22 protein-coding genes are annotated in these 22028 nt (G+C 64.1%); 12 read left to right on the top strand and 10 right to left on the bottom strand.

The window, feature by feature from the left end; translation table 11 throughout:
- The first annotated feature begins 60 nt into the window (after positions 1-60).
- Positions 61-1791, top strand: a complete 1731-nt coding sequence (dauA, locus tag P5703_RS16700; protein ID WP_285588231.1) for a C4-dicarboxylic acid transporter DauA — start codon at positions 61-63, stop codon at positions 1789-1791.
- Between the two features lie 45 nt (positions 1792-1836).
- On the opposite strand, the gene P5703_RS16705 is transcribed toward dauA, so the two are convergent.
- A complete protein-coding gene (locus P5703_RS16705; RefSeq protein ID WP_011912284.1) occupies positions 1837-2748 on the bottom strand; it encodes an SDR family oxidoreductase in 912 nt (303 codons plus the stop codon).
- Positions 2749-3461: 713 nt separating this feature from the next.
- On the opposite strand from P5703_RS16705, the gene P5703_RS16710 reads away from it, so the two are divergent.
- The 11 genes from P5703_RS16710 (at position 3462) to P5703_RS16760 (ending at position 11572) form a co-directional block, all read left to right on the top strand.
- Complete coding sequence (locus P5703_RS16710; RefSeq protein ID WP_019405579.1) at positions 3462-4049, top strand: cytokinin riboside 5'-monophosphate phosphoribohydrolase; 588 nt, start codon at positions 3462-3464, stop codon at positions 4047-4049.
- A gap of 365 nt (positions 4050-4414) precedes the next feature.
- Positions 4415-4909: a DUF2726 domain-containing protein gene (locus P5703_RS16715; protein WP_011912282.1), complete on the top strand. Its 495-nt coding sequence runs from the start codon at positions 4415-4417 to the stop codon at positions 4907-4909.
- A 90-nt stretch (positions 4910-4999) separates the two neighbouring features.
- A complete protein-coding gene (locus P5703_RS16720) occupies positions 5000-5485 on the top strand; it encodes an SgcJ/EcaC family oxidoreductase (RefSeq protein ID WP_011912281.1) in 486 nt (161 codons plus the stop codon).
- A gap of 156 nt (positions 5486-5641) precedes the next feature.
- The gene (locus P5703_RS16725; RefSeq protein ID WP_011912280.1) at positions 5642-6664 is read left to right on the top strand and encodes a DUF5924 family protein; all 1023 of its coding nucleotides are present in this window, start codon (positions 5642-5644) and stop codon (positions 6662-6664) included.
- A 58-nt stretch (positions 6665-6722) separates the two neighbouring features.
- Positions 6723-7241, top strand: coding sequence for an MgtC/SapB family protein (locus P5703_RS16730; RefSeq protein WP_011912279.1), 519 nt, complete (start codon positions 6723-6725; stop codon positions 7239-7241).
- A gap of 30 nt (positions 7242-7271) precedes the next feature.
- The gene (locus P5703_RS16735) at positions 7272-8615 is read left to right on the top strand and encodes a PQQ-dependent sugar dehydrogenase (protein WP_285588238.1); all 1344 of its coding nucleotides are present in this window, start codon (positions 7272-7274) and stop codon (positions 8613-8615) included.
- A gap of 57 nt (positions 8616-8672) precedes the next feature.
- A complete protein-coding gene (gene osmE / locus P5703_RS16740; protein ID WP_014595977.1) occupies positions 8673-9014 on the top strand; it encodes an osmotically-inducible lipoprotein OsmE in 342 nt (113 codons plus the stop codon).
- A 51-nt stretch (positions 9015-9065) separates the two neighbouring features.
- Complete coding sequence (locus tag P5703_RS16745; RefSeq protein WP_013981970.1) at positions 9066-9464, top strand: Rho termination factor N-terminal domain-containing protein; 399 nt, start codon at positions 9066-9068, stop codon at positions 9462-9464.
- Positions 9464-9613, top strand: coding sequence for a hypothetical protein (locus tag P5703_RS16750; RefSeq protein WP_013981969.1), 150 nt, complete (start codon positions 9464-9466; stop codon positions 9611-9613). Before P5703_RS16745 ends, P5703_RS16750 begins: the two co-directional genes overlap by 1 nt.
- 75 nt (positions 9614-9688) lie before the next feature.
- Positions 9689-10222 (top strand): ferritin-like domain-containing protein, encoded by a 534-nt coding sequence (locus tag P5703_RS16755; protein ID WP_011912275.1) that lies wholly within the window; start codon positions 9689-9691, stop codon positions 10220-10222.
- 147 nt (positions 10223-10369) lie between these two features.
- Complete coding sequence (locus P5703_RS16760; protein ID WP_161612779.1) at positions 10370-11572, top strand: ISL3 family transposase; 1203 nt, start codon at positions 10370-10372, stop codon at positions 11570-11572.
- A gap of 54 nt (positions 11573-11626) precedes the next feature.
- Here P5703_RS16760 and lpxC read toward each other — a convergent pair whose 3' ends face one another.
- The 9 genes from lpxC to murD all read right to left on the bottom strand — a co-directional run bounded on the left by lpxC (position 11627) and on the right by murD (position 22022).
- Complete coding sequence (gene lpxC, locus P5703_RS16765; protein WP_013981967.1) at positions 11627-12538, bottom strand: UDP-3-O-acyl-N-acetylglucosamine deacetylase; 912 nt, start codon at positions 12536-12538, stop codon at positions 11627-11629.
- Between the two features lie 115 nt (positions 12539-12653).
- Positions 12654-13835 (bottom strand): cell division protein FtsZ, encoded by a 1182-nt coding sequence (gene ftsZ / locus P5703_RS16770; RefSeq protein WP_011912274.1) that lies wholly within the window; start codon positions 13833-13835, stop codon positions 12654-12656.
- Between the two features lie 48 nt (positions 13836-13883).
- Positions 13884-15131, bottom strand: coding sequence for a cell division protein FtsA (gene ftsA / locus P5703_RS16775; protein ID WP_011912273.1), 1248 nt, complete (start codon positions 15129-15131; stop codon positions 13884-13886).
- Between the two features lie 12 nt (positions 15132-15143).
- Positions 15144-16001, bottom strand: coding sequence for a cell division protein FtsQ/DivIB (locus P5703_RS16780; RefSeq protein WP_011912272.1), 858 nt, complete (start codon positions 15999-16001; stop codon positions 15144-15146).
- A gap of 3 nt (positions 16002-16004) precedes the next feature.
- The gene (locus tag P5703_RS16785; RefSeq protein ID WP_285588245.1) at positions 16005-16949 is read right to left on the bottom strand and encodes a D-alanine--D-alanine ligase; all 945 of its coding nucleotides are present in this window, start codon (positions 16947-16949) and stop codon (positions 16005-16007) included.
- Positions 16946-18403: a UDP-N-acetylmuramate--L-alanine ligase gene (gene murC / locus P5703_RS16790; protein WP_011912270.1), complete on the bottom strand. Its 1458-nt coding sequence runs from the start codon at positions 18401-18403 to the stop codon at positions 16946-16948. Before murC ends, P5703_RS16785 begins: the two co-directional genes overlap by 4 nt.
- Positions 18396-19466, bottom strand: a complete 1071-nt coding sequence (gene murG / locus P5703_RS16795) for an undecaprenyldiphospho-muramoylpentapeptide beta-N-acetylglucosaminyltransferase (RefSeq protein ID WP_285588247.1) — start codon at positions 19464-19466, stop codon at positions 18396-18398. The genes murC and murG overlap by 8 nt, the downstream gene beginning before the upstream one ends.
- Complete coding sequence (ftsW, locus tag P5703_RS16800) at positions 19456-20679, bottom strand: putative lipid II flippase FtsW (protein ID WP_049325399.1); 1224 nt, start codon at positions 20677-20679, stop codon at positions 19456-19458. Before ftsW ends, murG begins: the two co-directional genes overlap by 11 nt.
- The gene (gene murD, locus P5703_RS16805; protein WP_049338797.1) at positions 20679-22022 is read right to left on the bottom strand and encodes a UDP-N-acetylmuramoyl-L-alanine--D-glutamate ligase; all 1344 of its coding nucleotides are present in this window, start codon (positions 22020-22022) and stop codon (positions 20679-20681) included. Before murD ends, ftsW begins: the two co-directional genes overlap by 1 nt.
- Between the last annotated feature and the right edge of the window lie 6 nt (positions 22023-22028).

The raw sequence follows: 22028 nt of genomic DNA on the forward strand, positions 1-22028 counted from the left end.
AATAACAAGCGGTGTCTGGCGCCTATAATGGCGCCTTCGCCTACAAGGAGCGTTCCAGGCATGAAGTTACCCCCTCTGTTCGCGGCATGGCGGCAGGCCTTGCACCTGGGTTACGGAGCCCGCGCATTGCGCGGCGACATCAGCGCCGGATTGACCGTTGGCATCATCGCCATCCCCCTGGCCATGGCACTGGCCATCGCGGTCGGCGTGGCGCCCCAGCACGGGTTGTACACGGTACTCGTGGCGGCTCCGCTGATCGCCCTGACCGGGGGCTCACGCTTCAACGTTTCCGGGCCGACGGCGGCGTTCGTGGTGATTCTGTTACCGATCACCCAGCAGTTCGGCCTGGGCGGACTGCTGCTGTGCACCATGCTCGCCGGCCTGATTCTGATCACCCTCGGCCTGCTGCGCGCCGGCCGCCTGATCGCCTTTATCCCCTACCCCGTGACCCTCGGTTTTACCGCGGGCATCGGCATCGTCATCGCCACCTTGCAGATCAAGGACCTGTTCGGCCTGACCCTCTCCGAGCAACCGCAGCACTATGTCGAGCAGGTCGGCCTGCTGTTGCGCTCGTTGCCCAGCGCGCATCTGGGTGACGCCCTGGTGGCAGTGATCTGCCTCACCGTGCTGATCGTCTGGCCACGCTGGGTGCCCAAGATCCCGGGACATCTGGTGGCGCTGACGGTCGGGGCGGTGGCAGGGGCACTGCTGGAGTCTTCAGGGCTGTCGGTCGCAACCCTTGGTGAACGCTTCAGCTACACCCTGGATGGCGTCACGCACCCGGGCATTCCGCCGTTCCTGCCGGATTTTGCCTGGCCGTGGCTGTTGCCCGGTCCGGACGGCCAGCCGCTAGAGCTGAGCTACGAACTGTTCCGCCAGCTGCTGGCACCGGCTTTCGCCATTGCCATGCTCGGCGCCATCGAATCGCTACTCTGCGCCGTCGTCGCCGATGGCATGACCGGCAGCAGCCACGAGCCCAACGGCGAGCTGATCGGCCAGGGGCTGGGCAATCTGGTCGCGCCACTGTTCGGTGGCATCACCGCGACCGCCGCCATCGCCCGCAGCGCGACCAATGTCAGGGCCGGCGCGTTTTCGCCACTGGCCTCGATGATCCACGCCGGCGTGGTGCTGGTCGCAATTCTCTGGCTGGCGCCGCTGTTCAGCTATCTGCCAATGGCAGCACTGGCGGCGTTGCTGGTGATGGTGGCCTGGAACATGAGCGAAGCACCGCACGTGATGCACGTGTTGCGCATCGCCCCGCGCAGCGACGTGCTGGTGCTGCTGACCTGCCTGATCCTCACCGTGCTGTTCGACATGGTGTTGGCGGTAGGCGTCGGGCTGCTGCTGGCGGCCGGGCTGTTCATCAAGCGCATGAGCGAGCTGACCGACACCACCGCCCTCCCCCGAGAGCAGCGGCGCATCCTGCGGGACATGCCCGAGCATGTGGCCACCTATGCGATCCGCGGGCCGCTGTTCTTTGGCGCCGCGGAAAAGGCTCTGGGAGCGCTGCGGCGCTTCAACCCCGAGGTCAAGGTAGTGATCGTCGACATCAGCGCGGTGCCAATGCTGGACATGACGGCCCTGGCATCGCTGGAGAACGTGCTGGTGGATTACCGCCGCCTGGGCGTCACCCTCATTCTCAGTGGCAGCAGTGCGCAGGTTCGGCTGAAGCTGCGCCGTGCCGGCATCCATCGCCTGCAGGGGCATCTGCTCTACGTACGCAATCTCACCCAGGCGCGGGAAAAGGCGCTGCGCCTGTTGCGACCGGAACCGGATCCGGCTCCGGTGTGAACGCTCCGGCGGCCATGCCGGCGGAGCGCCAAGCGGCAGGAGGTGTCAGCCGGCATGCTTCTGCAGGTTGGCCATCATCTCCTTCAGCGCCTCGATGTTGTCGGCCGGATGCGCAGCATTCTCAAAATTGCAGATCTGCTGCCACTGCGCCGCGACGTCCTCGGCATCGAACCCGGCCTTGGGGTCGAAGCCCACGCCGAGACTGCGCTCCCAGCGCACCTTGCCCATCCAGCCGCCGCCCACTTCGAACAGCCCGCCGGTGTCCTGGCATTGCTCGCTTCCCAGGTAGACGACCAGCGGGCTGACCAGCTCCGGCTTCAACTGCTCGAACACCTGCGGCGGGATCAGCCCCTCGGTCATCCGCGTGCCGCCCGTGGGGGCGATGGCATTGACCAGTACGTTGTTCTTGCGCCCTTCCAGCGCCAGGGTACGTGTCAGCCCGTACAGGCCAAGCTTGGCCATACCGTAGTTGGACTGGCCGAAGTTGCCGTAGATGCCGGAGGTCGAGGCAGTGAAGATCACCCGGCCAAAGCCTTGTTCACGCATGTGCGGCCAGGCGGCGCGGGTCACCTTGTAGGAGCCCTCGACGTGCACGCGGTAGACCAGGTCCCAGTCGGCGTCTTCCATCTTGTGAAAGGTCTTGTCGCGCAGGATGCCCGCGTTGTTGACCACCACATCGATGCGCCCGTAGGTGTCCAGCGCCTGCTGAACGATGCGCGCGCCGTCGGTCACCGAGTCATGATTGGCAACCGCCTGGCCACCGGCCTGGCGAATCTCCTCCACCACCCGGTCGGCTGCGGAACTGTTCGCGCCCTCGCCCTGGGTGCTGCCACCCAGGTCGTTGACCACCACTCTGGCGCCGTGGCGGGCGAACAACAGGGCATGGGCACGCCCCAGCCCGCCGCCGGCCCCGGTCACGATCACGACCTTGTCTTCGAAGCGGATGGCATCAGTCATATGCGAACTCCCTCAGCGATTCTTGTTGGATGAGATTCAGGGACCGGAGTGTTGAACAGGCCTCGGCGTCCCCACAAGCAAGCGGCCAGAAATGAATGCCGCGGCATAAGGGCCGGGGATGACCCTTGCCCATTCGCGGAGCCTGGGCGGATTTCGCGCAACACCCGGCCGGCCGCGCCATTGGCTGCCTGCAGAAGTCTTTGCCCAAACAACTCACAGAGTTTTCCACAGCTTTCGTGGATAAATCGGGCAGTCACTACCCCCGGCAGTCTGACTGCTGCAATCCCGACGCATGCCCGTCAACCCTTCTGGGATGCGGCCTGCCGCCGCACGCTTGGCAGCTGAACATAAAACATACAAGGTTCGCCACCCCCCACGGCGCTTCGCTTGCGGGCAGTCTTCCCAAGGTTATCCACAGAGTGGCGCACACAATTCGTGGACAGCGACACATAGGCGCGGCGCTATCGTGGCGATGTTCAGAAACTAACGGCAGAGCCGCGGCATCGGCCGTAGCATGGGGCCATCAACGACAAGGGAGCCCATCATGCCCAGCCATAGCCTGTTCGAGCGTCTGTTCGCCAATTACGCCTCGGCTGCCGCCGGTCGCTGAGCGAGCGCGATAAGCCGGCGCTCAGTCCAGGGACATCGCCTCCCTTGGCCGGTGAGGCGTGGCGGCGTAACCTTCGCTGCCAGCCCAACCAGCGGAGTAGCCGATGTCCCTGCGTTCCATCTGCGTTTTCTGCGGCGCCAGCCGCGGTACCAATCCCGTTTATGAACAAGCCGCCCAGGATCTCGGCCGCACCCTGGCCGCCAACGGTATTCGCCTCGTCTACGGGGGCGGTGCCGTAGGCCTGATGGGCGTGGTGGCGGATGCCACCATGGCCGCCGGTGGCGAGGTTATTGGCATCATTCCTCAGAGCCTGAAGGACGCCGAAGTCGGCCACACCGGCCTCAGCCGATTGGAAGTGGTCGACGGCATGCATGCGCGCAAGGCTCGCATGGCGGAGCTGGCGGACGCCTTCATTGCCCTGCCCGGTGGGCTGGGTACGCTGGAAGAACTGTTCGAAGTCTGGACGTGGGGCCAGCTGGGCTATCACCCCAAGCCACTCGGCCTGCTGGACGTCAATCACTTCTACAGCAAGCTCAGCCACTTCCTCGATCATCTGGTTGAAGAGGGCTTCGTCCGCGCGCAGCACCGCGAGATGCTGCAACGCAGCGATCAGCCGCAGAGCCTGATCAGCCTGCTTGAAGCCTGGCAGCCGCCCGCTCACAGTCGCTGGGCCAAGACCGCGCCGCAATGACCCGACACAGCTGATCAATTTTTGCTCTGCGTGCTGCACGCCGCACCGCTGGTGGCCTGCAGCACGCCTCCCCCACGTTATCCACAGCCACGTCCACAGTAGTCGGGGATAACCGTCCTGCGCAGCACCACCGACGCAAACATATTTCCTCCCGCGGACTGGTCCGGGCGCTCCAATGCTAACTGATCAAAAGCTGACCAGAGCCGCCACGCCTTAGTCCCATAAGGCCTAGCGACCGAAGTCCAGCGGTTATCCACAACAACACTCACAGCTGTAGTGGATAAACGAGCGAACCATTTAGCCGGCCCGGGCTCACAATCAGAGCAACAACGCTTCGATCAAAGACCGATGACGGAGGCAACCCAATGAGCTGGCTGGCATTGACGCTGGTAGCGTTCGTTTGCTTCGTGCTGGTGTTCTTCATCAAGAATCGCCAACTCAACCACCCGGCGCTGCAATACCCCTATCGACTCAAGGTGCCTCTGTTCGCTTCTGCCGAGCGTGAACTGCTGGAGCACTTGCAAGGCACGTTCGGCGAGCGCTACCTGGTGCTCCCCAAGGTGAGCGTCGCCGATGTCATCGAAGTCACCGCCATTCCCCGGCGCGCCTATTGGTACCAGGCCAGCAACCGCATCGCAGCGGCGCGCTTCGATTTCCTCCTGTGCACGAAGACGGACCTGCAGCCCGTTTGCGTGATCAATCTGGACGAACCCGAAGCCGAGCAGGATTTCATGGACCGTCTCTGCGAAACGGTTGGTCTGCCGCAGGTTCGGCTGGCACCGGACAAGGTGCACGCCTACACCCTCGTTCGCGAAGCCGTCGAGGCGGCAATCGGGCAATCGACCACCGGCCGCGAATAAGCGGAGGGCGACGAGGTCACATCCCCTGCACACCGTGCAGTACCGCTGCGGCGCCGCTCCGCAATTCACCCACCGGTTACGAGTGACACGATGAAATACGCCCTGCCCCTGCTATTTGCCCTTTCCCCTGTTGCAACCCTGGCGAACGAACAGGCCTGCCAGCCTATCGACGAGGCCCAGGTCGCCGCCCTGTTCGACCGCTGGAATGCCGACGTGCAGACGGGCGATCCGCAACGGGTCGTGGAAAACTATGCTCGCGATTCGATGCTTCTCCCAACGGTATCCAACACCCCACGGCAAACGCCTGAGGCCAAGCTGGACTACTTCCAACACTTCCTGGCGCTCAAGCCGAAGGGCGAGATCGTCTCGCGCATGGTCATGATCGACTGCAACAGCGCGCTCGACACCGGCCTGTACAGCTTCCATTTCGCCGACGGGGCCACTGTCCCTGCGCGTTACACCTTCACCTACAAGTGGTTTGCGGATGCCGGGCAGTGGCTGATCACCAGCCACCACTCGTCCGCGATGCCGGAGCAGACCGACGTAGCGCAGCAGGTTCCGCAGGCCGACCACTGAGCGCCGCCCATTCGCCTGGTGCCCCACACGGAAGCGCCAGGCGAGCCGGCAGGCATCACGTCACCGCCGATGCCGAGTGCACGGCAGCCTTGCTTCTGTCGCTCACTGCTCGATACTCGTAGGCAGTACCACTGCCCGTAGCCGGACCGCCTCAACATGCAACTCAAGCCCCTGCTGTCGCGCCTGTTCGAGCTGGGCAGCAATCTGATCCGTCGCTACCCCGGCACCGTTGCGCTGTTCGGATTCGTCTCCGGCGTCGCCAGTTTCGTGCTGGTGGAACGCCACGCCGGGCTGGCCAAGGTGGTCGCGCTGGTCATGCTGGTCAGCTGGCTCTGGCTGGTGCTCGAATCCAGCCTGCGCAGAAGCCTGCAGCGCTGGTTCGGCTGGCAAGTGCCGCAACCGCTGCTGCGCTATGCCACGCAGATGGTTCATCAGGAAAGCCTGTTCTTCATCATTCCGTTCTTTGCCATAACCACCACCTGGAACAGCGGCCAGGCGCTGTTCACCGGGCTACTGGGGCTAGCGGCACTCGTCTCGCTGATCGACCCGCTGTACTACAAGTGGCTGGCGCCACGCCGCTGGGTCTATCTGGGCTTCCATGCGCTGACCTTGTTCGCGGTACTGCTCACGGCCCTGCCGATCATCCTTCACCTGTCCACCCCGCAAAGCTACCAACTCGCCCTGGGCGTCGCCGTGCTCCTGGCATTGCCCAGCCTCAGCGGCCTGTTCCCGCGTCTGGGCTGGCGCACCATACCGGGCGTCCTGCTGCTGGCGGTGGCACTGGGTGCCGCCGGCTGGTGGGGACGGACCTGGGTTCCGCCGGCGACGCTCTGGCTGACGGATGTCGCCGTGACCATGAGCCTCGACGACCGTCAGCGCAAACCCGGCAGAGGGCTGCGCGAGCTGAGCAGCGCCGAGCTGCAGGCCAACGGGCTGTACGCCTATACCGCGATCAACGCACCGCGCGGACTGAAGGAGCGCATCTACCACGAGTGGACGCATAACGGGCGGCGCGTCGATCGTATCGCGCTGGACATCAGCGGCGGTCGCGAAGCCGGTTACCGGGCCTGGACGCACAAGCGCAACTTCCCCGCGCAGCCCGCGGGGCGCTGGCGCGTTCGCGTCGTCACCGAAGCCGGGCAGATGATCGGCATGCTGCGCTTCCGAGTCACCGAGTAGCGAACCCCCGGCCGCTGCCGCGACTCCATATCTGGACCAGCCTGGCATGGAGAAGGACATGGAATGGTGGGCGATCATCTCCAGTACCGTGACCGCGGAGTTTTCCGATATCACCGACCTGGAAGATGCGACGCGGGTCAGCAGCCGCTTGCTGATCGCAACGATTCTCGGCGGCCTGCTGGGCTATGAACGCGAGCGCAAACGCAAGGCCGCCGGATTGCGCACGCATATGCTGGTGGCCCTTGGTGCGGCGCTGCTGGTACTGGTGCCGGTGCAGGCCGGCATGAGCCTCGAGGACATTTCCCGGGTGATCCAGGGCCTGGTCACCGGCATCGGCTTTCTTGGCGCAGGAACTATTCTGAAGGGCAGCTCGGTGGAGAATGTGAAAGGCCTGACGACTGCCGCCGGAATCTGGCTTACCGCAGCCATCGGTGTGGCCGTTGGCCTGGGGCATGAAGCCACCGCTGTGCTAAGTACGCTGCTGGCTCTGGCCATCTTCGTGCTGATGCCTCGGCTGGAGCGTCACACGGCGCTGCGCGCAGCACGCAAGCGGCGCGAGGCCAATCGCGCGCCCTGATCGAACCATCGTTCATCCGAGGGTCATTCCATGCTGTGCCATATACGGATCGTCACGCTGCTTCTCGCCGCGCTGCTTGCCCTTGGCGGCTGCAGCGAAACCGCCAAGCTGCCCGTGGAAAGCGGTTATGGCCCGACACCTGCCCTGCCCGCGCCGAACAAGACGCTGCTGCCCACGGTTCATATCGCCACGGCCAGAGGCTGGCCACCCGGCGCCAAGCCGCAGGCCGCGCCCGGTCTGCGCGTAGAGGCATTCGCCACGGACCTGGACCATCCACGCTGGCTGTATGTGCTTCCCAATGGGGATGTACTGGTGGCCGAAAGCGACGCCCCGCCGAAGCAGGAGAACCAGGGCCTGCGCGGCTGGATCGCGAAGAAGCTCATGGCGCGTGCAGGCTCGGGCGGGCCAAGCGCCAATCGCATCACCCTGCTGCGAGACGGCGACGGTGACGGCGTGCCGGAAGTGCGCACCACCTTCCTCGAAAACCTAAATTCGCCGTTTGGCATGGCGCTGATCGGCGACAGCTTCTATGTGGCCAACACCGATGCCCTGCTGCGCTACCCCTACGAACAGGGTGCTGACCGCATCACAGCGCCCGCGCAAAAGGTAGTGGACCTGCCGGCGGGGCCGATCAACCATCACTGGACCAAGAACGTCATCGCCAGCCGGGATGGCTCGCGGCTATACGTTACCAGCGGCTCCAACAGCAACGTGGCGGAGAACGGCATGGCCGCCGAGGTCAACCGCGCCGCGATACTGGAGGTCGATCCGCAGGCCGGCACGCTGCGGGTGTTCGCCTCCGGCCTGCGCAACCCCAACGGCCTGGCCTGGCACCCTGATACCGGCGACCTCTGGACCACCGTCAACGAGCGCGACGAGATCGGCAGTGACCTGGTACCGGACTACATGACCTCGGTCCGGGACGGCGGCTTCTACGGCTGGCCCTACAGCTACTTCGGCCAGCATGTCGATATTCGGGTCAAACCGCAGCGACCGGATCTGGTCGAGCGCGCCATCGTTCCGGACTACGCACTGGGCGCGCACACCGCTTCCCTCGGACTCGCCTTCTACGAGGGCAGGCTGCTGCCGTCACGCTACCTCCACGGCGCGTTCGTAGGGCAGCACGGTTCATGGAACCGCAGGCCCCGTAGCGGCTACAAGGTGGTGTTCATTCCCTTTCGCGATGGCAAGCCGGCCGGGCAGACGGAAGACGTGCTGAGCGGCTTCGTCAATGCTGCGGGCGAAGCCATGGGCCGGCCCGTCGGCGTCGCGGTGGATCGGCACGGCGCGCTGCTGGTTGCCGATGACGTGGGTGATGTCATCTGGCGTGTCACTCCAGACGACCGCCGAGCCGCCGGCGCTTTGCCACGTTGAACCTTGCGAGCCGCCTGATGGCCATAAAAGCATGACCGTCCGGCATGAGGATCTCACATGTTCAAGCGCACCCTTTTTTTCATCGCTCCGCTGGCTCTGTTGATCGGCTGCTCCGGCAACGTGCAGAACCCCGTCGACCGAATCACCTATCGCGACGAGCCGCTGGTACGGGACGTGGAAACCGGCATGACGCAGGCGCGCGTGCTCAGCATCGGCGGTGAACCGTCCCGGGCTACGGCACGCACCGTGGTACCGGGCCTGTGTCACGACTACATCCTCAACCGGGACGGCAAGCAGCAGCCCTATTACGTCAGTTTCGACAGTGCCGGCCGGGTGGATGGCCAGGGTTTCCTGACCTGCAAGCAGCTCGAGGAAAACCAGCGCAACCTGCGTCGCTGAGGCTCGCATTCACGTCCAAGCACAGTGGTAGATGCCAGAGGAGGTTTCACCATGCCCCGTGGAGACAAATCCAAGTACACCGACAAGCAGCAGCGCAAGGCTGAGCACATCGAGGAAAGCTACGAGGAGCGTGGCGTCTCGGAGAAAGAGGCCGAAGCACGTGCCTGGGCCACGGTCAACAAGCAGTCCGGTGGCGGTGAACGCAAGGGCGGTTCCGGCAAGGGCAAGAGCGAAACGGCCAAGCGCGCCGACCGCAAGGATTCGGCCCATCGCGCCGCAGATGCGCGCAAGGGCAAATCGCCCAACAAGGGCTCGGCACGCGGCTCAGGTTCGTCCAGCACCAGCCTTGCCGACATGACCCGCGACCAGCTGATGGAAAAGGCTCGCGAGCGCGACATTCGTGGCCGCTCGAAGATGCGCAAGGACGAGTTGCTGAAGGCGCTAAGCTGATGATCTCAATCGAGACCAGCCAACAGCCTCCAGTGCCGGCACCGGGCAATCCCAAGCGCGAGGACCCAGACGAGCCGGTGCCCATCGACGAGCCCGGCCCTGGCCAGTCCGAACCGGAGCGTCCGCCACCGGAACAGGTGGCGGGCTAAACTTTTCGCCAGCATCCCGATCTCAATTGGCGAACCGTGAAGCACTGCACAGGGTGCATAGACCAGGAGATGGCGATGAGTTACGTACAACTGAGCGACAAACAGAGCCTGCGCGAACGGGCCCGTCAACACGTCGAGAATGGCGCGGTCACCGAGAGCTATTCGGCCGACCGCGAGGTGGTGATCAACCTGCTGAACGAGGCGCTGGCCACCGAGCTGGTCTGTTACCTGCGCTACAAGCGTCACTACTACATGGCGACCGGACTGAAATCCAGCGTCGCCGCCGCCGAGTTCCTCGAGCACGCCAATGAGGAGCAGGAGCACGCCGATCGCCTGGCCGAGCGGATCGTTCAGCTGGGTGGCGAGCCCGACTTCAATCCTGACAGCCTCACCGAACGCGCCCATGCGCAGTACGCCGAGGGCAATGGCCTGCGCGACATGGTCTTCGAGAACCTGGTGGCCGAACGCATCGCCATCGACAGCTATCGCGAGATCGTCCAGTACATCGGCGACAAGGACCCTACCACTCGGCGCATCTTCGAAGACATCCTGGCGCAGGAAGAGGAGCATGCCGACGACTTGGCCGGCCTGCTGGACGGCATGAACTGAACCGCGATCCGCCGGCTCGCATGCCAGCTGCGTTACAGAATAAAAAAAGGTTCTTCGCGGACTCTGGGGGAAGAGCGAGTTGACAGTCAGGGAAGCAGGTAAATTGGTAGTCGCCAAACCAACCATCCACCTGTCCCTGCTGTCGCCGTGCATCCTATTGATCTTGCCTCGTTCTGGCCAGGCTATGACGCCGTTGCCTGCCGTTCATCCGCCAACAACTCCCTTCTGATTGAGCTTGAGCCTCAAGCCGGTTCAGTGCCCAGGTGCGGGCGTTGTGGTCAGCTCAGCCCGTTGATTCACGAGCGCCGGATTCGTCTGGTGCGCGATCGTGATCTGTTCGATCAGCGCGTCTTGCTTCAACTACCCGTGCGCCGAGTCGATTGCCTGAGTTGTGGGCGGGTGACCGAGCGGATCGACTGGCTGGAGCCTGCATCTCGCCTGACCCGGCGGTTACGGGTCTGGCTCGAAAGCCTGCTGCGGCTGCTGCCGATCAGCCACGTCAGCCAGCTCACCGGCCTGCACTGGCACACCCTCAAAACGCTCGATAAACGACGCCTTCAAGCCGAGGTAGGCACCTTCGATTCAAGCGGTGTCCGCCGGTTGGTGATGGACGAGTTCGCCCTGCACAAGGGGCATCGCTATGCCACGGTCATCATGGACGCCGAGCGAACGCGGGTGTTGTGGGTCGGCCACGGCAACAGCCGTGAGGCGATCCGCCCGTTCTTTGAATTGCTCGGCGAGCACTGCCAGCAGATTGAGGCGGTGGCCATGGACATGAACACGGCTTTCGACCTGGAGGTGAAGAAGCATTGCCCGCAAGCCGAAGTGGTGTACGACCTGTTTCACGTCGTCGCGCGCTACGGTCGGGATGTGATCGACCGTATCCGGGTTGACCAGGCCAACCTCCTGCGCGAAGACAAGCCGGCACGAAAGGCGGTCAAGCAAAGCCGCTGGCTGCTGCTGCGCAATCGCAACAACCTGAAGGACGGACAAGCCGTGCAGCTTCAAGAACTACTCGCGGCCAACCAGCCGCTGGCTACGGTCTATGTCCTCAAGGATGCGCTGAAGGATGTCTGGTTCGCCCCCAGCGTACGAGAGGGCTGGCGCCGCTGGCGAACCTGGTTGCGGCACGCCCGGGACAGCGGCCTCGCGCCGCTACAGCGATTCGCTCGCAACCTGCGCAAATACGCCCGAGGCATCCTCGCCAGTGCCAACTTCCACATGCATACCAGCGTCCTTGAGGGCGTCAACAACCGCATCAAGGTGATCAAGCGTATGGCCTATGGTTTTCGGGACTCGGAATACTTCTTCCTGAAAATCAAGGCTGCCTTCCCCGGGAAAGCGCGATGAACCTAAAAAAAGGCCACCCGAGGGTGGCCTTGAATTTAGGAAGAGAGGTACAGCTTAGCCGGCTGCCACCGGACGCATGTAGGAGATCGGTGCGGTCTGCGGGTCATCGAAGGTCACCAGTTCCCACGCATCCTTCTGTGCCATCAGGGTGCGTAGCAAGCGGTTGTTCAACGCGTGGCCGGATTTATAGCCGCGGAATTCGCCGATCAGACTGGTGCCCAGCAAGTACAGATCACCGATGGCATCGAGAATCTTGTGCTTCACGAATTCGTCCTCGTAACGCAGGCCGTCTTCATTGAGCACACTGGTTTCGTCCACCACGATGGCGTTCTCAACACTGCCGCCGAGCGCCAGATTGTGCGAGCGGAGGAACTCGATGTCGCGCATGAACCCGAAGGTCCGTGCACGGCTGACTTCCTTGACGAAGGAAGTGCTCGAGAAGTCCACACTGGCAGTCTGGGTGCGACCCTTGAAAACCGGGTGATCGAAATCGATCTCGAAGCTCACCTTGAAGCCGTCGAAAGGCAGGAAGGTCGCGCGCTTGTCGCCCTCCTCGACCGTCACTTCACGCTTGATGCGAATGAACTTCTTGTGGGCGTCCTGCTCCTGCAGGCCGGCGGATTGAATCAGGAATACGAAAGGCCCAGCGCTGCCGTCCATGATCGGCACTTCCGACGCGGAGAGTTCGACGTAGGCGTTGTCGATCCCCAGGCCGGCCATTGCCGAAAGCAGATGCTCCACAGTGTCGACCTTGACGTCACCGTTGACCAGCGTCGTGGACATGGTGGTTTCGCCAACATTCTCGGCCCGCGCGGGAATCTCCACAGGCGGATTGAGGTCGGTGCGACAGAACACGATCCCGGTGTCCACCGGTGCCGGTTTCAGGGTGAGATAAACCTTCTCTCCCGAATGCAAGCCGACGCCGGTGGCGCGAATGATGTTCTTCAGGGTGCGTTGTCTGATCATGGCCTTTTGCTTCGCTGTAGCACTAGTTGCGAATAGTTTTCAACAATTGGCGGCGATAATAGCAGATGCCAACTTTGCTGAACACCAATCACACCAATACTCCTGATAACTTCAATCAATCGGCCTGACGACGCAGGAACGCCGGAATATCCAGATAATCCAGATCCTCCTGCGGATTCAGCTTGGCAGCGGTGGCCGCCGCATGGGCCTGGTTGCGCATGACGGTCGGGCGCTCCAGATCGCGGTAGTTCACGGCAGCCTGCTCCTGCTGACGCGGGGCCGGAGCGGCAGCGGCGACGGTCTGCACGGTATTGTCGATGACCTTGACCGGCTTTTCGTTGCGCGGACCCAGGCCGGTGGCGACCACGGTGACATGCAGCTCGTCAGCCATGTCCGGATCAATCACGGCACCAACCTTGACAGTGGCTTCATCGGAAGCGAAGGCCTCGATGATCTCGCCCACTGCGGCGTACTCGCCGAGCGACAGGTCCAGACCGGCGGTGATGTTGACCAGAATGCCACGTGCACCCTGCAGGTTGACGTCTTCCAGCAGCGGGTTGCGGATGGCCGCTTCGGTCGCTTCACGCGCGCGGTTCGGGCCGGTGGAGCAACCGGTGCCCATCATGGCCATGCCCATTTCGCCCATGACAGTCTTCACGTCGGCGAAGTCGACGTTCATCAGGCCCGGACGCTGCATGATGTCGGAGATGCCGCGCACCGCGCCGGTCAGCACGTCGTCAGCCTTGGCAAAGGCGGCCAGCAGGCTCGCGTCCTTGCCGAGGATGGTCAGCAACTTCTCGTTGGGAATGGTGATCAGCGAGTCGACACATTCGGACAGTGCGCGGATACCCTCGTCGGCAACCTGCATGCGGCGGCGGCCTTCGAAGGGGAACGGCCGAGTGACCACGGCGACGGTCAGGATGCCCATTTCCTTGGCGACCGAAGCGATGATCGGTGCAGCACCGGTACCGGTACCGCCACCCATGCCAGTGGTGATGAACACCATGTCAGCGCCTTCCAGCACTTCGGCGATGCGCTCGCGGTCTTCCATCGCAGCCTGACGGCCGATGTCCGGATTGGTGCCGGCGCCCAGGCCCTTGGTGATGGCCGAGCCGAGCTGCAGCACGGTACGCGCCTCGACCTTTTTCAGCGCCTGCGCATCGGTGTTGGCGCAGATGAATTCGACGCCTTCAACGTTGTTGCGAACCATGTGGTTCACGGCATTGCCGCCGCCGCCACCAACGCCGATGACCTTGATGACTGCACTTTGCGGGGTATGATCTACGAGTTCGAACATTTCCCTCTCTCCTTCCAGCTTTCTAGTTTTGGTTTTACAGCGCACTGCTTAAAAATTGCCCTGGATCCAGCCCTTGAGCCGATCCAGAACAGACGCCTTTGATTCGTCGGCAAAGTTGCCGAGTCCAGGCACGGGAACGCCGTCGGCCTGCTTGTGCAGTCCGTACAGCAGCAGGCCCACGCCCGTCGAATAGATTGGATTGCGTACTACGTCGGCCAGTCCCTTGACGCTGTGCGGCACGCCAAGGCGCACCGGCATGTGAAAGATTTCCTCGGCCAGGTCGACGGCTCCTTCCATCTTCGCTGTACCGCCGGTGAGAACGATCCCGGCCGGGACCAGATCCTCGTAACCGCTGCGCCGAAGCTCGGCCTGGATCAGGGTGAAGAGCTCGTCGTAACGCGGCTCTACCACCTCTGCCAGGGCCTGCCGGGACAGTTCACGCGGAGGGCGATCGCCAACGCTGGGGACCTTGATGGTCTCGCCCGCGCCAGCCAGCTTGGCCAGCGCGCAAGCATAACGAATCTTGATCTCCTCGGCATACTGGGTCGGCGTACGCAGGGCCATCGCGATGTCGTTGGTGACCTGGTCACCGGCGATCGGGATCACCGCCGTATGGCGGATCGCGCCCTCGGTGAAGATGCAGATGTCGGTGGTGCCCCCACCGATATCCACCAGGCAGACGCCCAGCTCCTTCTCGTCATCGGTCAGCACGGCGTGCGCCGACGCCAGCTGCTCGAGAATGATGTCGTCCACTTCCAGACCGCAGCGGCGCACGCACTTCTCGACATTCTGCGCAGCGTTCACCGCACAGGTGACTACGTGCACCTTGGCCTCCAGACGCACGCCGGACATGCCCAGCGGTTCACGCACGCCCTCCTGGTTGTCGATCACGTAGTCCTGCGGCAGGGTGTGCAGCACGCGCTGATCGGCAGGAATGGCAACCGCCTGCGCCGCGTCGAGCACACGCTCCAGATCGGCGGTACTCACTTCGCGGTCGCGGATGGCCACGATGCCGTGGGAATTCAGGCTGCGGATGTGGTTACCGGCCAGACCGACGAAGGCTGAATGGATGCGGCAGCCAGCCATCAGCTGGGCTTCTTCGATGGCGCGCTGGATCGACTGCACGGTGGATTCGATGTTCACCACCACGCCCTTCTTCAGGCCGCGCGAAGGATGGGTACCGATGCCCACGATTTCCAGTTCACCATCGGCGGTCACCTCGCCCACCAGCGCCACCACCTTGGAGGTGCCGATGTCTAGGCCGACGATCATCTTGCCGCTTTGCACGCTCGACATGTGTTTCATTCCTCAATTCTTCGCAGCGACGGTCGTATCCGTCGCAGTCGGGATCGGCTCATGCCAGGCGACTGCCAGGCCGTTCGCATAGCGCAGATCGATCCGTGCGATTTTCTCGCTTTCCTGCTCCAGTGCCTTTTGATAAATGGCAGTGAAGCGACGCATTTTTTCTACTACCTGGTCCCGCCCCAGCAACAACTCGATGCCCTGGTTGGTGGTCAGGAACCAGCTTCCACGTTCACGCAGCTCGAGACGGGAAATGGAGAACCCCAGCGGGCGCAGCATCTGGCTAAGCATCTGGTATTGCTGCATGACCCGCTGTTGGGCCCGCTTCGGACCATACAAATGTGGCAAGTGTTCATATCGGCTCAGGTCATCCGGCGAGAAAGCCTGGCCTTTATTGTTAAGCAATGCTTCGCCCCCCCAACGGGCAATCGGCAATTGCTCATCCAGACGCACCATTACCTGATCCGGCCAGACGCGGCGAACCTCGACATGGGCAATCCATGGCATCTGTTCGAGTTGGTGGCGCATGCCGTTCAGATCAACCTTGAAGAAGCTCTGCTCGACGAAAGGCGCGATGCGCTGCTGAACCGCCTCGCGGCTTACGTAACCCAGCTCGCCCTGGACGCTGACCTTGGCAATCGGCCGGTCGGCATAGGGCAGCAGGCGCTCGCCCAGTTCGTACAGCCCGACCGCCAGGCCGACCAGCAGCACTGGCCAGACGAAACGCTTCAGACCGGCAAGGCTGGGCCTGGGCAGGCGCTGCGACAGCGGCTGCGGCGTCACCAGGCGGCTCGCACCCCGTTGCACGGGCTTGCGCGAGGCGCGTCCGTTGCCGGGTTGCGAATGACGCAGCGTGGTGATCATGGCTCAGTTCCCCGCCTCGAGGCTGTCGTCGAGAATGCTCAGCACCAGCTGCTGGAAGTCCAGCCCGGCGGCACGCGCCGCCATCGGCACCAGGCTGTGATCGGTCATGCCCGGCACGGTGTTCACTTCCAGCAGCCAGAAGTTGCCCTCGGCATCCTGCATCACGTCCACCCGCGCCCAACCGCGAATACCCACCGCCTCGCAGGCACGCGCCGAGAGCACCTTGAGTTCTTCTTCGCGGGCCGCGTCCAGCCCGCAGGGGATCCGGTACTGGGTATCGGACGCCAGGTACTTGGCGTCGTAGTCGTAAAAGGTATGCGGCGTGCCCAGGCCAATCGGCGGCAGTACCTCACCGTGCAGCACCGCCACGGTGAACTCGGGGCCCTGGATCCACTGTTCAACAAGCACCTGCGCGTCATAGGTGCTCGCTGCGCGCCAGGCGGCGATCAGCTCGGCGACATCGCCAACCTTGGCCATACCGATGCTCGATCCCTCGTGCGCCGGCTTGACGATCAGCGGAAAGCCCAGCATCTGGGCCGCGGCCTGGCAGTCGACTTCGCTGGCCAGCACCGCGTGCCGCGGCGTTGGCAGGCCGAGGCTCTGCCAGACCTGCTTGGTGCGCAGCTTGTCCATGGCCAGCGCCGAAGCGAGGATGCCGCTGCCGGTGTAAGGAATGCCGGCACACTCCAGCAGCCCCTGCATGCTGCCGTCTTCGCCACCGCGGCCGTGCAGGACGATAAAGGCACGGTCGATCCGCTCGCTGCTCAGGCGCTGCAGCAGGCCATCACCGGCATCGATACCGAAGGCATCCACACCCGCCGCCTGCAACGCGGCGAGCACGGCAGCGCCGGACTTGAGGGAGACCTCGCGCTCGGCGCTCCTGCCGCCGAAGAGCACGGCGACGCGGCCGAATTCCTTGGGGTCGCGCGTCGATTGCAAAGCCATCATTTGGTTTTCCTTGCGGCGTCATCGCCACCGAACAGGGGACTCTTGAGAAGTTGCGGAGCCAGCCCGCCGATATCGCCGGCGCCCTGGCAGAGCAGGATGTCACCGGCACGCAGCAGCGGCTTGACCAGCGGCGCCAGATCGACGCCACGCTCGACGTAGATGGGGTCGAGCTGACCGCGCTGGCGGATGCTGTGGCACAGCTGGCGGCTGTCGGCACCAGGGATGGGCTCTTCACCGGCCGGGTAGACTTCCATCAGCAGCAGCACGTTGGATTCGCCGAGCACCTGCACGAAGTCGTCGTAGAGGTCCCGGGTACGGCTGTAGCGGTGTGGCTGGTAGACCATAACCAGGCGCCGCTCCGGCCAGCCGCCACGTACCGCCTTGATCACCGCGGCGACCTCCCGCGGGTGGTGCCCGTAGTCGTCCACCAGCATCACGCTGCCGCCGTCCACCGGCAGATTGCCGTAGACCTGGAAACGGCGGCCGACGCCGGCGAACTCGGCCAGGCCCTGGACTATGGCTTCGTCATCGATGCCCTCGTCGGTGGCGATGGCGATGGTGGCCAGGGCATTGAGCACGTTGTGGTTGCCGGGCATGTGCACCGAGACGTCCAGCGGTTCGCAGCCGTCGCGCAGCACGGTGAAATAGGTGCGCATGCCTTCCTGACGAACGTTGATGGCACGCACGTCGGCGTCTTCACTGAAACCGTAGGTGGTAGTCGGACGGCCGATCTGCGGAATGATCTCGCGCACCACCGGATCGTCGACGCAGAGCACCGCCAGGCCGTAGAACGGCAGGTTGTGCAGGAACTCGACGAAGGTCTTCTTCAGCTTGCCGAAGTCGCCGCCATAGGTGCTCATGTGGTCGGCGTCGATGTTGGTCACCACCGCCACCATCGGCTGCAGGTGGAGGAAGCTGGCGTCGCTTTCGTCCGCTTCGGCGATCAGGTAACGGCTGCTGCCCAGCTGCGCATTGGTACCAGCCGCGGTCAGACGGCCACCGATGACGAAGGTCGGATCGAGCCCACCTGCCGCGAACACCGAAGCCAGCAAGCTGGTGGTGGTGGTCTTGCCATGGGTTCCGGCGACGGCGATGCCATGCCGGTAGCGCATCAACTCGGCGAGCATCTCGGCCCGCGGCACCACCGGGATGCGCTGTTCCAGGGCCAGGGCCACTTCCGGATTGGCCGAATTGATCGCGCTGGACACCACCAGCACGTCGGCACCGGCGACATTGCCGGCCTGGTGGCCGATGAAGATCTGTGCGCCGAAGCTCTGCAGACGCTCGGTACTGGCCGACTCCTTGAGGTCCGAGCCGGACACCTCGTAGCCGAGGTTGAGCAGCACTTCGGCGATGCCGCACATGCCGACCCCGCCGATGCCAACGAAATGAATGCGGCGGATGCGCCGCATGCGGCGTACTTCGGCTTTCACCGCAGCGGGAGACTTAGCCATGGGCCACCTCCAGGCAGATATCGACCACGCTGCGGGTGGCGTCGGGCCGGGCCAGGCGGCGCGCGGTGGCCCCCATGGCCTTGAGTTTTTCCGGCTGCATCATTACCTCGGTCAGCTGAGCGGCGAGCGCGGCCGCGTCAGTCTTGGCTTGTGGCAGAAGGACGGCAGCACCCTCCTTCGCCAGATATTCGGCATTGCGGGTCTGGTGATCGTCGATCGCGTGGGGCAACGGCACCAGGAACGACGGCAGCCCGGCGGCGGCCAGCTCGCACACGGTGAGTGCGCCGGCGCGGCAGATCACCAGATCGGCCCAGGCGTAAGCCCGCGCCATGTCCTTGATGAAGGGCGCAACCTCGGCCTCGACGCCCGCCTCGGCATAACGCTGCTCGGTAATCTCGGCGTGCTGTTTGCCGGCCTGGTGGAACACTTCCGGCCGCAGTTCGGCGGGGACCCGCGCCAGCGCTGCGGGCAACAGCTTGTTCAGCGGTTCGGCACCCAGGCTGCCGCCCAGCACCAGCAGACGCGGCCGACGATGAGCCAGGCTGTCTCGCGGGGTTTCCAGAAACAGTTCCTCCCGCACCGGGTTGCCGGTTGTCCGGCGCTTGGCGCTGGAACTGAAGGTATCCGGGAAGGCCTCGCAGACCCGGCTGGCCAACGGCACCAGGCTGCGGTTGGCGGTACCGGCCACGGCGTTCTGCTCGTGGATCACCAGCGGCACGCCGGCCAGTTTGGCCGCCAGCCCGCCGGGACCGGTGACGTAGCCGCCAAGCCCCAGCACGCAGACCGGACGCAGCTCGCGGATGATGCGGCGCGCCTGGAACAGCGAGCGAACCAGCTGCAGCGGAGCCTTGATCAGCGACGCCAGGCCTTTGCCGCGCAACCCACTGACCTGAATCAGGTGCAATGGCAGCCCGGCAGCAGGCACCAGTTCGTTCTCGATGCCACGCGGCGTGCCGAGCCAATGCACGGCATAGCCACGCGCCTGGAACTCGCGCGCGCAGGCCAACGCAGGGAATACGTGCCCACCGGTACCGCCGGCCATGATCAGGACATTAGCGGCCATGAGCGACCTCCTTGACCGAGGGCTCGGCAAAGTCGGACTCGTCGAACTCGGTGTCCTCGCTGCCCAATACGGTACGGCTTTCCCACTCGATGCGCAGTAGCAACGCCATGCTCGCGCAGGTCACCACCAGCGAGCTGCCGCCGTAACTGAGGAAGGGCAGCGTCAGGCCCTTGGTCGGCAACAGGCCTACATTCACCCCGACGTTGATCAGGAACTGACCGAGCCAGAGGAACGCCAGGCCCCAGGCGACATAGGCGGCGAAGAACTGCCGAGCCTTCTCTGCCCAGAGTCCGATGTAGAGGGCACGCACGCCGACGAAGGCAAACAGGGCGATGGTCGCCAGCGCGCCGATCATGCCCAGCTCTTCGGCAAGTACCGAAAACACGAAGTCGGTGTGCGCTTCGGGCAGGTAGAACTGCTTCTGTACGCTGTTGCCGAGGCCGACGCCGAACCATTCGCCACGTCCGAAGGCGATCAGCGCCTGGGTCAGCTGATAGCCGGCACCATACTGGTCGGCCCAGGGGTCGGTAAAAGTGATCAGGCGCTGCAGGCGGTATTCCTGAGTCTGCACCAGGACCACCACTGCGCCGACCGCGGCGATCACCAGCAGGCTGAAGCGGATCATTCCGACCCCGCCGAGGAACAGCATGGCTACCGCAGCGCCCATCATCACCACCGTCGCCCCGAAGTCGGGCTCCAGCAACAGCAGGAACGCCATTGGCAGCAGCACCAGGAACGGCTTGGCGAATCCCCACAGGCTCTCGCGAACTTCCTCCTGCCGGCGCACCAGATAACCGGCCAGGTAGATCACCACGAATACCTTGGCCAGCTCCGACGGCTGCACGTTGAACGCGCCGAAGCCGATCCAACGCATGGAACCATTGACCTCGCGACCGATGCCCGGCAGCAGCACCAGGATCAACAGCCCGAAGGCCGCCAGGAGCAGCATCCAGTCCATCCGCTGCCAGAACGAAAGCGGTACCAGCAGCATCGCGGCGCCGGCACCCAGCCCCAGCACCACATAGATCAGGTGGCGAATCATGTGGTACAGCGGATTGCCGGAGTTGACCGCCGCCACCTCGGACGACGCCGAGGTGATCATCACCAGGCCGAGACCAAGCAGCGCCAGACAACCGGCCAGCATGGGGAAGTCCAGGTCCACACCACGGCGGCCGTACAGGGGCGAAGGGGCTTGGCGCAGGAAGGCGAGCATCAGTCGAGCGCCTCCACCGCAGCGGCGAAGAGACGACCGCGCTCCTCGAAGTTCTTGAACATGTCCAGGCTGGCGCAGGCCGGCGAAAGCAGTACCGCATCGCCCGACTCCGCACATTCGGCGGCGCGCTGTACAGCCTCTTCCAGGCTGGCGACGCGGATCAGCACCGTCGCTTCGCCCAGCGCCTCGGCCAGACGCGGGGCGTCGCGACCGAGCAGCACCACGGCTCGGCAGTAACGCGCCACGGGAGCGCGCAGCGCGGAGAAGTCGGCGCCCTTGCCGTCGCCGCCGGCGATCAGCACCAGCTTGCCGTCGATGTCGGCGCCGAGGCCTTCGATCGCTGCCAGCGCAGCACCGACGTTGGTGGCCTTGGAGTCGTCGTAATAGCTGACACCGGCACGCTCACCGACCCACTGGCAACGGTGCGGCAAACCGGTGAAACGACGCAGCGTATCCAGCATGGGGCCGAACGGCAGCCCCACCGCGTGCCCGAGTGCCAACGCAGCCAAGGCGTTGGACTGATTATGCGCACCGCGCATCTTCAGTTCGCGCACCGGCATCAGTGCCTCGAACTGGAACGCCAGGTACTTCTCGCCTTTTTCCTCGAACAGCCCGAAGCCCTTGAAGTCCGGCTTGCCGAGCCCGAAGGTCCAGGTCGGCACATCCTCACCCACCAACGGCCGGCTGAGGCGGTCATCCCTATTGACGACCACCTGGCGCGCGCCACGGAAGATGCGGTGCTTGGCCTGGTGATAAGCCGGCAGCCCACTGTAGCGGTCCATGTGGTCTTCGCTGATGTTCAGGCAGGTGGCCACTTCGGCATTGAGCTGCTCGGTGGTTTCCAGCTGGAAGCTGGAAAGCTCCAGTACGTAGAGATCGACATCATCGGCAAGCAGATCGAGCGCTGGAGTGCCCAGATTGCCGCCGACCGCCACGGTACGCCCGGCTGCCGCGGCCATCTCGCCGACCAAAGTGGTCACAGTGCTCTTGGCATTGGAGCCGGTGATCGCGACGATGGGTGCCTTGGCTTCGCGGGCGAACAGCTCGATGTCCCCCGACAGCTTGACGCCCCGTGCCGCGGCTTCCTGCAACGCCGGCGTGCTGACCGCAAGCCCGGGGCTCACCAGCAGCTCGCTGGCGGTACAGAGGAAATCCACATCCAGTTCGCCGCAGCGTACCTGCACATCCGGGTACTCGGCCTTCAGCGTGGCCAGTTCCGGCGGGTTCGCACGAGTGTCCACCACGGCAAACGGCAGCCCGCGGCGCGCCAGGTGGCGAACCAGGGACATGCCGCTCTTGCCGAGGCCGACAACGATGCGGAACTGGTCGGAAGCGATGAGCACTCTCGG

The organism is Stutzerimonas sp. FeSN7, assembly GCF_030263795.1.
Lineage (GTDB): Bacteria > Pseudomonadota > Gammaproteobacteria > Pseudomonadales > Pseudomonadaceae > Stutzerimonas > Stutzerimonas stutzeri.